Below are 13548 nucleotides of genomic sequence, written 5' to 3'. Positions count from 1 at the left end.
GATCTTCCTTCAATCAAACTACTTTTATACAAGCTTCTTTTTTTACGTAAAGTATTGAACGACTGTGCCTTTGTTCTTCTCTAAGTTAACACTCGCATACGCGCCGTTAATAAGCGTGAGCTGAGGAGGGAGGTGGCCGCAGTCGATGTCATAGATAACTGGAATATGTAAGTCAGAGGCAAGGTCGCGATACACATCTTCAGCGGTATAGGAATCAACGGGTTTATTAGCGCTGCTTCTGCCAAATAAAATACCCGAGCAGTTGTCAAACCAGCCCGCTAGCTTAAGCTGAAGAAGTGAACGGCGAAGGTCAGCGGTCGTGAGTTCACAGTTGTCAAAGTACCAAATGACCGGCTCAGCAGGAATGTGTTTTTCTCGAAAAGCTTTTACGTCTCCAAAAGGAGTGCCCGCTAAGTGTCTGATTACGTCAATACATCCTCCGAGCAGTCGCCCTTCGATGTGCACGTCGCTTAACTCTGTATGCTTCCAAGCGGTTTGTTCCGTTAAATGAAACACGCATGGTGACGGGTTGTCATGCTGCCATTCTTTTTGATAGCGATCAGAAGAAACTTGAACCACGCTTTCTCCTTTTTTGGTCGTCAGCACCTGCTGCCACATCGCAGTTGTTGGGTCCCAGTATTCTCCTCGCAAGTCCACAAAGTTGGTTCCATGAGCCGTTGCAATCCCAGTATTAAGTGTAATAGTCAGCAAAAGAACGCTGGTGTCAGAATAGCCAAGCACCCATTTTGCTGTCCATTTTGTAAAGTCGAGATGTTCAAGAATTTCAATCAGCAGCTCGCCTCCCCAAGGAGGAATAATGATATCAATGTTTTCATTAGCAATCATGGCTTGAAGTTCATTTGCACGTTTTTTAGGAGAAGCGGATTTTGCTTTATGCTGCGTCCACACGGTTTCTCCCGGTATAACAGAAAAGCCTTTTTCTTTCATGCGTTCACACGATAAAGAAAACATGGAATGAAGAGCTTGAGGTACACCAGAAGAAGGTGCGGTTATGCCGATGGTTGGGTTAGATGTAAGAAAAGGATAGGTAATCATAGGGGCCTCCTTCAAAGGTTTTAGCTTATTTTACCAGTGAGGGAAATACTGAACAAGCTTATTTTTCATTTAATTTAGGAAGATTGATAGGTTTTGTAAAAAGAATCCGTATTAATAGATGTAAAAGCAAGCGGAAAGGAGCAATGTCATGGAAGATGACTGGATTGTTGCGTGTATAACGCGGAAAAAAGAGCTGTTAATTGATCAATACGGAGGATTAATTACCTCTATTGTTCGCAAGCATTTAGGCACGTTAAAAAGCTATGAAGAAGAATGCGTAAACGACGTATTGTTAGCGGTTTGGCATCATATTCACCGCTTTGATTCGGAGAAAAATACGTTTAAAAACTGGGTTGCGGCTATTGCTAAGTACAAAGCCATTGACTATCAGCGCAAATACATAAAAACGCAGCACGAATCGCTTAGCGAAGCGGGAGTGGGTGAAACATCAGAAGTTCATAACATTCAAACAGACGACGTGGAAGAACTTTTAGGTCACTTAAATGAAGGAGACCGCGAGCTGTTTAAAGCGTATTACTTACAGGAAGTCGAGCTGAAGCAAATTGCTGAAAAACAGCAGACCACCATCAGCAATTTATATAACCGGCTGTCGCGCGGACGAAAAAAATTAAAAGCGATTTTTAAATGAGAAATAAGGAGGGACAAAGATGAAAAATCAATATGACTTATTAAACGGATCTTCTGTAGATTTTGATGAATATGAAGAAATTGAGCTAACGGCAAGCGAGAAAAAGCGAATGAAAAAACGCTTAAAACGTGAAATAAAGCCGGCGCGGAAAAAAGCGCGTCCGCTGATTGCCGCTGCGGTGCTGCTGCTTGCTGTGACGCCTGTAATGATGCAAAACGAAACGGTATGGGCATCGGCTGTGCGAATCAGTCAGCAAATTGGCCAGCAAATCGAGCTGCTTATGAACAAGCCTAAAGGCAGCTTGAGCAGCTATAAAAAAACGGTAAATGAAACGGCAACGGACCAAGGCATTCAAGTAAAAGTAAATGAGCTGATGCTTGATGACGGACAGGTGCTGCTTGGGTTAACGATTAGCGCAGATGAATTTAGAAAAACGGCACTAGGTCTTAACAGAAACACGCCAATTCGACCAGGAGAGCTGCGCGTGAAAATTGGCAATATGTCGTTTTTTGATTCGGCTTCCAGTATTAGAGAGGAACCAATCAAAAACAAAGACGGAAGCTGGAGCTATCTGTACGCTTTAAAACTAACGCAAGCGGACACGGACGGAGACGGGAAAATCGATGTGGAAGGCTACAATGTGCTAGATCATATTGATCCGAATAAAAACTATCAAATCAGCGCTCAGTTCACGAGCCTTGATTTTGAAAAGAATCCTAGCCAGACGAAAAGCGGGAACTACCGGGATTCTTACGGGGAAATTAAAGGAAATTGGACGGTTCATACAAGCGTAAATGGCTCAAAAATCATCGCTGATACAAAAGTGTATCCGTTGAATAAAGAAATTCCGATTAACGAAAAAGGAATAAAAGGCGTATTGTCCATCAAAGAAGTTCGCGTATCGCCTGTTTCGATTAAGCTACACTATACGTTTACATCGTCAACAGGAAGCATTCGAAACGGAACGAACGTGGGCGTAAAAATAAAAGACCAAAATGGAAGAGATCTTTCTGAAAGCGGCAGTGGAGGAGGAACAGACAGAGTGCTAGAAATGGACGAAGAGTACCGAAACGACAAAGGAGTGGTTATGCTTCGATTTGTTCCGTATGTAAGTGATTACGAAAACGACAGTTCAAAAGATTTAACTTCGGACGCCTTTAATTTGAAGGTAAATAACAAATAACAAACTAAAAACCAGATGCCTGCTTAGCGAGCATCTGGTTTTTTATTAGATATCCATTTTATTTAACAAGCGAAGAAACGTCTGTAATTCTTCATCCGTAAAATGTCCAAGCTTTTCACCATATTCTTTGGTGAGCACTTTTTCCATTTCTTCTGCAAACTCTTTTCCTTTATCCGTAATCGATAAGTAGACAACGCGACGGTCTTTTTGACTGCGTACGCGCGTAACAAATTCTCTTTCCATTAATCGGTCGCTGATGCACGTCATGCTACTGTTTGAGATGTGCATATGCTCGGCAATCTCAGAAACGATATGATTCCCTTCTTTATACAGCATGTGAAGCGCTAAAAATTCATTTAAAGGAATATATGATTTTAAAGTAGGGATAACCGATAGCTGCATTTTTTTCGTTTGGTTTCGCATCGTTGAAACCACATTTTGGATAAGTTCATCTCGTGTATTCATTGAGGTTGTGTGCTCCTTTTTCCGTTCAAACAATTTCTTTTCTTTTCTATTGTACCATATTGTTTATAAAGATAATGGGCAGGTTTTTTAAAGAGAAAAAGAGAAGTAGTATCTATCTGTTGCGATAGAAAGGGGCTTGAGTGATGGACAAGATAATTGAATTTAAAACGACGCTGCTTCCTTTTGATGGAGCAAAAAAGCTTGTGAATGCAAATAATTCGGAAAGTGACTTATTATACAAGGAATATTATGATCTCGGAGACGGCAAGCAGATCTGTACGCTTGTGTTTGAACGCTATTTTTTCCGCACCGGCGGCAGGGGATCACTAACGATTATTTTAGAAAATGTGTCCGGTCCAAACAAAGTAAAGTGTATTCCTTCAGGAAGCGCAGAAGGGATATTAAATATTGATTGGGGAGCAAGCAAGGATTTTGTACGATGGGTAGAAAACGCACTGTCATCGTACACGTTAGAAGAACCGCAGAGATAAAGGCAAAGCTGGAGAAGGCAATGAGCTTCTTCAGCTTTTTTTGTGAAGCGAAGGGCGAGTAGAGAAATGAAAAGATGCAAAAGCTACTGTAGAAATAAGAACTTTATGTGGACAATAAGCATTTTTTCTCTTTTTACCGGATAAATGAGTATAATATTAAATTGCAGGAAGACTTCACATTTACATAACAAAGGAGAACATAATGAAAAAACTCAGCATTGTATTATTTGTTTTAATGATAGCTATAGTAGGCTGTTCAAAAGGAAATGATTCAAGTTCAAAAGAAGTAAAAGGAACGATTGAAGTACCGGAATCAATTCAAGCAAATGAACAAGTCAAGCTTAAAGTCCTTGTGACGCAAGGAGATAAAAAAGTGGAAAACGCCGATGACGTGCAGTTCCAAGTTGAAAAAGAAGGCTACATCAATCAAGAAATGACAAAAGCACCGCACGAAGGAAAAGGTGTATACAGCACGGACTATACGTTTAAAGAAGACGGCGAATATATGATTACCGCTCACGTTACGGTAGACGGTGACATGAAAATGTTTACGAAAAAAGTAGAGGTAGGCAAGTCTAAAGAGTAAAGCTTATAGTTAAATAAGGTGATTATATAGCCACAAAAAAAAGAGAATGCCACGCGCATTCTCTTTTTTCAATAAGGTGGATTTAATCTACGTAATTGGATAACTCAATTAAATTGTAATCAGGATCTCTAATATAAACAGAAACAATAGGGCCTACAGCACCTGTTCGTTTGACCGGTCCTTCTTCGATTTCTACATTATGTTTTTGTAAGTGATTGATTACGCTTTCGATTTTTTCTTCTGTAATAAAACATAAATCAGCAGAGCCGGGAAGAGGATGCTTTGCTTTTGGCTCAAATTCATGGCCTGCTTGATGTAAGTTTATTTTTTGTTCACCAAAACGAAGCGCTATTCTTCCTTCTCCGAACGTTTCTTTCTGCATGCCTAAAATAACCGTATAAAAGTGAGTCGTTTTTTCCATGTTTTTTATCGTTAGCACAAAATGGTCCAACTTTTTAATCATTTCGTTTCCTCCTAACAATGTGAACTTTCTTCCTCTGAAAATAGAGTAAGTATTGGATGAGATCTGAGAGGTTTTTCTACAAATAAGTATATCATTTGTAAAGTGGAAAATAGACAAAGACAGCTGTATGTCTATTTTTAGTTCAAAAGAGCGTTTTATAAATAGCCTGTTTTTTAAAATGTTGTGGTTTTACACAATGCATTAAAGGTTTATGGGATTTTATGTTAATATTGGATGAAGAGTGGCACTTGTTTTAGTAACTTGATCTGGAAAGTTTGTTGATTAGATGTGTTAAAAATTTAAATACATATAAGAATGGAGATGCTCATATGTCTATGGGGATACTTTCTTTAATCACTTTTGTTATCTGGTTTGTAGCAATTCAAGAGTTTTTAAAACCTGAAAAGAATCAGAGTAACCGAAAAATAATGATGTTAACATCCGCAGGCTCCTTGCTGACGTTAGTTCTGACCATTTCACTTTTTCAAACGCTATAAAAATACTTCTAAAAGCGGTTTTTCCTAGGCTATAAGAAGCGGAATAGGGCTCACCTTTCTTTTTTGCTCCGCTTATTCTGCAGAAAAAAAGAAAAAGAAGCTTATGAACTGATGGTTCGTAAGCTTCTTTTTTCTTGTACTAGTTTAGTTTTATACGACCATATTACTTATAAACGCTAGACGGAATTTTAAACGTATGAATGCCGTTAGAATACGGGCCGTACTCATATTCACCAAATATAATGGCAATGCCGCTACTTGTATAGTAAAACTGATCTTCTTTTAAATTTACAGACTTAAATTCATTAACCCAGAACTGAGCACCCTTTTTATTACGAGCAATCATTTCATTACGAATATAGTTATTAACTTTATTTAACTTAGTGTTGTTGTTAATAATATCTTTTAAGCTAATTTGTCGAGCTTTCAACAAATCGTAATTGTACGTATCAATCCAAGCGTTGCCGTGAGCGCCGCCAGCGTACGCATCATTCGTAATAGCAACACTTAAAATATTATCTTGGTTGTAAGGTACAGAGTATGTCATATTACGAGAATAAGGACCTGGTGCCCAACCGTTTTTGCGGTCTTCCTTTTCTTGTTCTTTTAGTTCGTTATGTTCTTTTTGTGCTTCCTTAGCAATGTTTAAAAACTTTCGATTATAGCTAGCCTCAAATGGTTTATTGATAAGGCCGGATACCTGCGGATAGCTAATGTTGCTTGCTAAAGATTTCTTCGTAACCGTTACTCCTAGTGCTTGAATTTTGTCACTAGGTGCTTTTTCATACTTAATACTTGATGACTTTTGAGCATAGGTACCCTTTGATACCCCATACAGACCACCAAATTTACTTGACTCAGAATACACGCGAAATACTTGCCCTTTTGTCACTTTTCTAGCTGCTACTAACTTGTTGTTTTTAATGTTGTAAAGATTAGTATTCTTTAAAACGGTAACGCGTCCTATTTGCCCTTTAACCAGTTCTTGATTCCCCCACACGACTTTTGCTTCTGCAACTGTTTGCGGAGCAAGCGGTGAGAATAACAAAGCCAAACCTAAAACAACTGCGCTAACCCTTTTGAACCTTTTCATAAAAGCCTCCTAAAGTGATTTTTGTAGGTTTTAAAACTAATCGATACTTTATTTTCAAAAAAACCCATTTATTAGTATAGCACAGGATTTACAGGTTTTTACTGTTTTTTTGATTCTTTTTTACTGATTTATTTTCAGTATGATTTTTCATAAATATTTACGAACACAGGCTGTAAGTAAGAAAAAAACACAGTATTTTACCCTAGACTAAAAAAGTTTCCTGTGGTAAACTTTTGGTATCATGACAAGTGAAAACTGAAAATTTTAAATAAATCATGCTGACATGTTCATTTTTCTGCACTAGCAGAATACCCTATTAAAAATCAACGAGCATATTTTTTTTACCTTAAAAGTTGGTCTAACGAAAAAAATATAACCTTAGGTAAAAAATGAGAAGGGACGAAAAATAGATGGCTAGTGTAAATAATTATCCATTGTCTACATTTACGACAGGTGAAACGGTGCAGCTAGAGCGAATCGAAATCGAAGGTGCCTTAAAGCGACGCTTGTTAGATTTAGGATTTATTCCAGGAGCAATTATCAAAGTGCTTCAAAAAAGCCCGTTAGGAGATCCTGTTGCCTATCAAGTAAGTCATACAACGATTGGTCTCAGAAAAGAAGAGAGCTCAAAAATTTATGTGAAAAAAGTAGGTGACGACGGTGAGTAAGTATTGTATTGCATTAGCAGGAAATCCGAACACAGGAAAAAGTACGTTATTTAATAGCTTAACCGGTCTTAAGCAGCACACGGGAAACTGGACGGGAAAAACCGTAGCCAAAGCAGAAGGGACGTTTGAACATCACCAGCAGCTCTACACAATCGTCGATTTACCTGGAACGTATTCACTGTATTCAAACTCGGCGGACGAAGAAGTAGCGCGTGACTATATTTTATTTGAAAGACCTGACGTTACGGTAGTGGTGGTTGATGCAACGGCGATGGAGCGAAATCTTAATTTAGCGCTGCAAGTGATGGAAATGACTGAAAACGTCGTGATTTGCGTGAACTTAATGGATGAAGCAAAGAAAAAAGGAATTGTGATTAACGAAAAAAAGCTGGCTGAATCGTTAGGCGTACCGGTTGTGCCTATATCAGCACGTAATAAAAAAGGGATTACGAATTTGCTAGATGCAATTGAACAAGTCGTACGCGGGCAGGTAAAACTTAACCCTTACCAGGTGCAGTACACAAAAGAAATAGAAGCGTCATTAAAGGAGCTAGAACCTCAAGTCGCTTCTATTGTTGGAAATCAATTTCCTCTGCGCTGGATTGCTTTACGGGTTCTTGATGGAGACACGTCATTTTTAGAAACCATTCAGCAGCGTCAGCAGCAAGGTATCAGTCACACAGAAAGGAGGAACAGCGCATATGGGAAATCCGTTAACTCCTGAAAACTCATTAGCGATGGAACAATTAACTCGCTATGCGCAGCAGGCAAAAGAAAAAGATCATCGTTCCAATATGGTCGCAAGTATTTATCAGTCGTCAAAGCAAATATGTAAAAAATCAGTTGTGTACGAAGACCGCTCAAAGCTTCAGCGTACAGAAAAGTTAGATAAAGTCTTTACCTCGCCAATTTGGGGCTTTCCGATTATGCTTGGTATTTTATCGGTCATCTTTTATATCACAATAGCCGGCGCAAATGTTCCTTCTGGATTAATCGCACAAGGATTTGGCTGGGCCGAAGGGTATTTAACAGCTTTCTTTCAAGCTATGCATGCGCCAGAATGGCTGCACGGAATTCTTGTATTAGGGCTGTTTCGCGGTACCGGATGGGTCATTAGCGTGATGCTGCCTCCGATGGCCATCTTTTTCCCGGTTTTTGCTCTTTTAGAAAACTACGGATATTTGCCTCGCGTAGCGTTTAATATGGATCGTTTGTTCAAACGAGCAGGCGCACACGGCAAGCAGTCGCTGACGATGGCGATGGGGTTTGGATGTAACGCCGCAGCGATTATGTCAACGCGTATTATTGAATCGCCTCGTGAACGTATGATGGCGATTTTAACAAATAATTTTGTTCCATGTAACGGCAGGTGGCCTACGCTGATTTTGTTAGCTTCTTTATTTATGGCAACAGGCTTTACAGGGAGTGCTAAAACTTTCGTAACGGCGCTTGTTGTGGTTGGAACGGTGTTATTTGGAATCGTGGTGACGCTGTTTGTATCGTGGGCACTGTCTAAAACAGCGCTGCGCGGAGTTCCGACACACTATACGCTAGAGCTTCCGCCTTACCGCAAGCCAAAATTTGTAGATACAATTGTACGCGCGACGCTGGATAAATCGCTGTTCGTGTTAAAACGCGCGATTATTGTTGCAGCACCCGCAGCGGTGTTAACGTGGGTATTGGCCAACATTTATATCGGTGACACAAGTATTTTAATGCACTTTGTTCAGTTTCTTGACCCATTTGCTAAGTCGCTAGGACTAGACGGGTATATACTAGCTGCTTTTATCATTGGCTTGCCAGCTAATGAAATTGTTGTACCGGTTCTACTGATGGCGTATTTATCAACGGGCTCATTAATTGAAATTGAAGATGCGACTCGACTGAAACAAATTTTCCTTGATCACCACTGGACGTGGCTAACGGCTCTTAACATGATGTTGTTTTCACTCCTGCATTTTCCGTGCGGAACGACGCTTGTGAATATTTATAAAGAAACCAAAAATGCAAAGTGGACGTTTCTTGCTTTTGCAATACCAACAGTGATTGCGGTTGGCGTTACGTTTACGGTTGCGCAAGTGGTAAAAGCGTTTAACCTTATTTAAATATGAAATAAAAGTGCAGGGCTTTGAAAAGAGCCCTGCTTTTTTTATGAGTTGTTAATTAACTAGATTTTCAGTTTTATAATGTAAGATTAATTGATATTTTTTAGGGGAAATGGTAATTTGTATGATATGTGCTTCGTTCATGATGCACATACATGTAACTTCTGGGGGAGAACAACTATGGTGAAAAACAAGGTCATAGAAACCATCTGCTGGCTGGCAATCCTTGCTCTCCTTATTCTCAGTATTGTAAATGTCGTTTATAAAGGTACAAAACAAACGCTTCTATTTACAAGAGATGAGCTGAAGTCTGGAGAAGTAAGCAAAAGCTGGGAATCATTTCGAAAAGAACAGCAGCTGTCACAGCACAAAGCAAAAATAGAAGATTTTCGTTTGACGCTAGATAGGGATCAAAACATATCTTCTATGCGGTTTACAGTGATAGATCCTTCTGATGATAACTCATATACAATGCTAGATTACAGCTCTTGTTTTTTATGTGAAGACAAAGGAGAGGATCGGTTGACGGTTACAAGTGACAAAGTTGATCGAAAGCCTGCTCAATACGACCGATTAATGACCGCAGATGAGTTCTTTTTGAAGGTAGAAACCCTTAACAACCAGCATTTCTTTACAACTAGTCGCTATGCGTACACGCACCTTCATTCTTCCGGTGAGTACGAGAATACGAGTTATGACGGCCCTTACTTTATTTTAGAGGGAACGGAGTTAAAACAACTACAAACCTCTCATTCTTTGGACAAAGATTATCGTAATTACGGCAGCATACAAGTGATTGGCAGCAACAGTTCAGGAAGCTATCAGACAAGCGAGGGTACAACCAAAAGCATCATCATTAGGTAAAAAAAGCTGCTGTTTGCACCACGAGAGATTAATAGAAAAAAGCGCCAATGAAATGCTAAAAGGAGGCTGACGGTGGGGATATTTTTTAATAAAATAGATTCAAAAAAAGCTAATAAGTATCAAACAAGGCTATACTCTTGTTTCACCATTCTGATAATAGTGAATGTGATTAACAGCTGGTTTCTCGATTGGCTTTGGCTTTATATCACCACAAGTAGCGTTCTTGTTATACTAGTGATATTCCTGCTCAAAACACCTAAACGTGATTTAGATGAAGAGTGGAAGCAGCTAGAAATAGAGAAAGACGAGGCTTTTGAAAACAGAGTCAATTTGATGGTTATGAATGGCCGAAGTGATGTGCAGGCTATTAAATACATACGAAAAGAAAAAAATCTTGGTCTGCTTCATGCGAAGCAGTATCTTGACCGTATTAAAGAATCAAAGAAATAATAAAAGCGACCTTTGACAAGCAGAGGTCGCTTTTTGATAGGCTATTTACTTTTTCTCGCCAACCGTCACTTTTTTCGTAAACATTTTCATGTCGCCTTTTATCGTCACATGAGCGGTAATCGTATATTCGCCGTCGTCTTTGAACGTATAGTCCGTGCTGTATGCGCCGTTATCCTGATGTTTGGCATCGATCATTTCCTGGTTAATATAGCCTTCTTTTTCAACTTGAATCTGTACGGCGTCTGCATTTTCGATTTTTTTATCTCCTTGTGTAACGAGTACGTTAATAGATGTTTTTTCGTTTGCTTTAATAGTTTGCGGCACTTCAATTGTTCCTTTTACTTCCTGTGACTGTTGCTCATTTCCTTTTGAACAGCCGACCACGGCAATGACTAAAACGAGCAGCAGCATGCTAAGCTTTTTCATAAATATCTCCTTTTTATTTTCTATCTTGTTAGTAAATAAATTTCTCTATAAAACTTTATCACTGAAGTCATAAAATAAAATCATCACAATGAGTGATTTTTACGATTGTTCATGTGAAAGAATTGAACATTTTGTTACAAAAAAATAGTTTGCTATTACAACGCGAGAAGGGGTGCTTTACAGCATTGTGCCATACGTTTAGGATTAAAAATAATAAGCTAGGAAAAGGAGAGAGAAATATGCTCATACTTTATGATGAGCTGTACGGGAAATTTGAAATAGACGGCGTTCTTTTAGAACTCATTCAAAGTGATCCCGTACAGCGTTTAAAAGGAATTTACCAAGGCGGAGCGAGCCGGTTTGTAAATGAAAACTGGAATACTACTCGATATGATCATTCCGTTGGTACGATGATGCTTGTCAACAGATTAGGAGGCTCTTTGGAAGAGCAAATAGCGGCTTTATTACATGACGTTTCACATATGGCATTTTCTCATGTGATTGACTATGTTTTGGAACAAAAAGAAGAAAATTATCATGAAACGATTTACGAACAAATTGTGGCCCAGTCGTCTATTCCTCCTATTTTAAAGAGCGCCGGTTTAAACTGGCAAGATATCTTACTTGATGAAAGCCAGTGGACGCTGCTCGAACAGAACGCTCCGCACTTATGTGCTGACCGCGTGGATTATACGCTGCGGGATTTGTACGTATGCGGGGAGATTACTTTACAAGAAGTGCATGCGTTTTTGGATCAGCTTGTCGTATTTAATGGACAAATGGCGTGCAGTAATTTATCAGCGGCAGAGTGGTTTGTGGATGCTTACTACAAAGAAGTGATTGGCTTTTTTATGAATCCGCTTAATATGTTTGGAAATTATCAGCTGACGGAGATTATCAAGCTTGCTTTGCAAAAAGATATTTTATCTATAGAAGATTTTCTAAAGCAGGATGAAGATGTGGTTCGGTTGCTGAAAAACGCTGGAGATAGCAGCATTGAAGCAATGTTAGCTGCTCTTTTTAACAGCAAAGCAGAAAGAGGAACTGCGTCTTGTCATGATGTTCACCAAACGACAAAAATGCGCTGGGTTGATCCTCTTGTTATTGGTTCAGGTGGGGCGGTTCCTGTATCTCAGTTATCACTTACCGCTAAAAGAGTAATAGAAGAAGCAAAACAAAAGATAGAAAAAGGAGTATATCTCAACATTCAGGCTCCGTTATAAAGGGAATCAGTACATAAAGAAAGGGATGCATAATAACGCGCATCCCTTTCTCTCATAAGAAGTTTTATAGACCTCTAAGCAAGCCTTCTCTTAACGAACTTCATCACGCTTCGCATTTAACTCTTTAATCGTTTCACCTTCAACTAATACAGGCTGATAGTAGGTTTCGGTTGGTAACTCTTTTTTGCCCTGCAGCTTTTTAATAATCCAATCCGCCGCGTCGTGTCCCATTTGTTCCTGCGGATGGGTTAAAGTTGTTAAATTAATCGTCGCATTTTTAGCGATGTATGAATTGTCTTGCCCAATAATTGACAACTTGTCCGGAATAGAAATGCCAAGCTGTCTGCATACATTTACAACTTCTAATCCGACTTCATCGTTATAGCAGACAAGAGCCGTCATTTCGTCTTGATTTTCAGTAAGAAACGTCTTTAAATTAGCGTACAAATCAAGCTTTGTTTCGGTGTTAAAAGACAAAATATGCTCAGGCTGAAAGCGGAGCTTTGCTTCACCAAGCGCTTTTATGTAGCCTTTCATTCGGTACTTTCCTTGCAGGTCATCCATTTTTGCGATGAGTCCAATTTGTGTATGACCTTTTGAAATTAATTCATTTGTGGCAAGGTAGCTTGACTGAACGTCATCTAGACAAAAAAACGGAACATCCAGTTCTTCGTAGTAGGCATTAATCATCGTAAACGGAACGTCTTGTTCTTTGAATGATAAATAATACGAGATGTTTGGATTGTACAAATTACTTTTTGTAGGCTCAACAATTAGACCGTCTACTCCGTAGGAAAGCATCATTTCCAATGCTTTTTTTTCTTGTTCTACATCATTATTCGTGCTCGCCAGCAGCAGCGAATAATTATCTTTATTTAATCTGCTTTCAATTCCGCGAATAATAGAAGGGAAAATATAGTCGGAAATATACGTGGTAATTACGCCGATTGTTTTGTTGGCAGAAGCCCCGCTAGATTTGGATTGATACTGATTGCTCACATAGGTGCCAGAGCCTTTTTCACTTCTTAAAAAACCTTCATTCGACAGCTCTAAAATGGCTTTTCGAACCGTATGTCTGCTGACACCATACGTTTCTTGCATAACCGATTCAGTAGGGATTTGTTCGCCCATGCTGTAATCGCCTGAAAGAATTTTGCTTTTTATATCCTCAATAATCACCTGATATTTTGGCTTCATGTTTTCACTTCTTTCGTAGTTGTATACATTCAACTTTTTTTATGTATAAAATTTGTATGGACATATTTTATCATGAACGTGAATAAATGAAAAGATTTCCTTGATTTTTAATCGAAAGGAGAATGATTTAAG

Annotated in this window: 17 protein-coding genes; 11 read left to right on the top strand and 6 right to left on the bottom strand. The window is 39.0% G+C overall.

Features of this window, described 5'->3' with window-relative positions:
* Nucleotides 1-42: 42 nt before the first annotated feature.
* On the bottom strand, nt 43-1056 hold the full coding sequence (locus tag ACFX4N_RS12390) for a S66 family peptidase (RefSeq protein ID WP_057273694.1): 1014 nt from the start codon (nt 1054-1056) through the stop codon (nt 43-45).
* 148 nt (nt 1057-1204) lie between these two features.
* Between ACFX4N_RS12390 and ACFX4N_RS12385 the strand changes: the two genes are divergently transcribed.
* On the top strand, nt 1205-1705 hold the full coding sequence (locus tag ACFX4N_RS12385) for a sigma-70 family RNA polymerase sigma factor (RefSeq protein WP_057273693.1): 501 nt from the start codon (nt 1205-1207) through the stop codon (nt 1703-1705).
* A 19-nt stretch (nt 1706-1724) separates the two neighbouring features.
* Nucleotides 1725-2888, top strand: a complete 1164-nt coding sequence (locus tag ACFX4N_RS12380) for a DUF4179 domain-containing protein (protein WP_057273692.1) — start codon at nt 1725-1727, stop codon at nt 2886-2888.
* Between the two features lie 45 nt (nt 2889-2933).
* Here ACFX4N_RS12380 and ACFX4N_RS12375 read toward each other — a convergent pair whose 3' ends face one another.
* Complete coding sequence (locus ACFX4N_RS12375) at nt 2934-3353, bottom strand: MarR family winged helix-turn-helix transcriptional regulator (RefSeq protein ID WP_013058252.1); 420 nt, start codon at nt 3351-3353, stop codon at nt 2934-2936.
* 143 nt (nt 3354-3496) lie between these two features.
* Between ACFX4N_RS12375 and ACFX4N_RS12370 the strand changes: the two genes are divergently transcribed.
* Both ACFX4N_RS12370 and ACFX4N_RS12365 read left to right on the top strand, forming a co-directional pair.
* A complete protein-coding gene (locus tag ACFX4N_RS12370; RefSeq protein WP_013058251.1) occupies nt 3497-3844 on the top strand; it encodes a DUF6054 family protein in 348 nt (115 codons plus the stop codon).
* A 202-nt stretch (nt 3845-4046) separates the two neighbouring features.
* Nucleotides 4047-4430 carry a FixH family protein gene (locus tag ACFX4N_RS12365; RefSeq protein WP_013058250.1) on the top strand — a complete coding sequence of 128 codons (384 nt, stop codon included), beginning with the start codon at nt 4047-4049 and terminating at the stop codon, nt 4428-4430.
* 82 nt (nt 4431-4512) lie between these two features.
* Here the strand turns inward: ACFX4N_RS12365 and ACFX4N_RS12360 are convergent, their stop codons facing one another.
* Entirely contained in the window at nt 4513-4893 is a 381-nt protein-coding gene (locus ACFX4N_RS12360) for a VOC family protein (protein WP_057273691.1), read from the bottom strand.
* Between the two features lie 329 nt (nt 4894-5222).
* On the opposite strand from ACFX4N_RS12360, the gene ACFX4N_RS12355 reads away from it, so the two are divergent.
* Entirely contained in the window at nt 5223-5390 is a 168-nt protein-coding gene (locus ACFX4N_RS12355; protein ID WP_013058248.1) for a hypothetical protein, read from the top strand.
* Nucleotides 5391-5553: 163 nt separating this feature from the next.
* Here ACFX4N_RS12355 and ACFX4N_RS12350 read toward each other — a convergent pair whose 3' ends face one another.
* Nucleotides 5554-6483, bottom strand: coding sequence for a DUF3298 and DUF4163 domain-containing protein (locus tag ACFX4N_RS12350; protein ID WP_013084242.1), 930 nt, complete (start codon nt 6481-6483; stop codon nt 5554-5556).
* Nucleotides 6484-6893: 410 nt separating this feature from the next.
* Here ACFX4N_RS12350 and ACFX4N_RS12345 point away from each other — a divergent pair, with 410 nt between their 5' ends.
* From ACFX4N_RS12345 to ACFX4N_RS12325, 5 genes are all read left to right on the top strand, one after another.
* Nucleotides 6894-7151, top strand: a complete 258-nt coding sequence (locus ACFX4N_RS12345) for a FeoA family protein (RefSeq protein WP_013058246.1) — start codon at nt 6894-6896, stop codon at nt 7149-7151.
* On the top strand, nt 7144-7875 hold the full coding sequence (locus ACFX4N_RS12340) for a FeoB small GTPase domain-containing protein (protein WP_013058245.1): 732 nt from the start codon (nt 7144-7146) through the stop codon (nt 7873-7875). The genes ACFX4N_RS12345 and ACFX4N_RS12340 overlap by 8 nt, the downstream gene beginning before the upstream one ends.
* Before the next feature lie 13 nt (nt 7876-7888).
* Nucleotides 7889-9256, top strand: coding sequence for a nucleoside recognition domain-containing protein (locus ACFX4N_RS12335; RefSeq protein ID WP_057274136.1), 1368 nt, complete (start codon nt 7889-7891; stop codon nt 9254-9256).
* Between the two features lie 180 nt (nt 9257-9436).
* On the top strand, nt 9437-10120 hold the full coding sequence (locus tag ACFX4N_RS12330; RefSeq protein WP_057273690.1) for a hypothetical protein: 684 nt from the start codon (nt 9437-9439) through the stop codon (nt 10118-10120).
* 72 nt (nt 10121-10192) lie between these two features.
* On the top strand, nt 10193-10570 hold the full coding sequence (locus ACFX4N_RS12325) for a hypothetical protein (RefSeq protein WP_053487569.1): 378 nt from the start codon (nt 10193-10195) through the stop codon (nt 10568-10570).
* A 45-nt stretch (nt 10571-10615) separates the two neighbouring features.
* Here ACFX4N_RS12325 and ACFX4N_RS12320 read toward each other — a convergent pair whose 3' ends face one another.
* Nucleotides 10616-10996 (bottom strand): FixH family protein, encoded by a 381-nt coding sequence (locus ACFX4N_RS12320; RefSeq protein ID WP_013058241.1) that lies wholly within the window; start codon nt 10994-10996, stop codon nt 10616-10618.
* 239 nt (nt 10997-11235) lie between these two features.
* Here ACFX4N_RS12320 and ACFX4N_RS12315 point away from each other — a divergent pair, with 239 nt between their 5' ends.
* Nucleotides 11236-12219: an HD domain-containing protein gene (locus tag ACFX4N_RS12315; protein WP_057273689.1), complete on the top strand. Its 984-nt coding sequence runs from the start codon at nt 11236-11238 to the stop codon at nt 12217-12219.
* A 90-nt stretch (nt 12220-12309) separates the two neighbouring features.
* Here the strand turns inward: ACFX4N_RS12315 and ACFX4N_RS12310 are convergent, their stop codons facing one another.
* Nucleotides 12310-13416, bottom strand: a complete 1107-nt coding sequence (locus ACFX4N_RS12310) for a GntR family transcriptional regulator (RefSeq protein ID WP_013058239.1) — start codon at nt 13414-13416, stop codon at nt 12310-12312.
* Nucleotides 13417-13548 lie beyond the last annotated feature (132 nt).

It is taken from the genome of Priestia sp. YIM B13551 (assembly GCF_042787905.1).
GTDB lineage: Bacteria > Bacillota > Bacilli > Bacillales > Bacillaceae_H > Priestia.
This window is presented reverse-complemented; position numbering and strand designations above follow the sequence as displayed.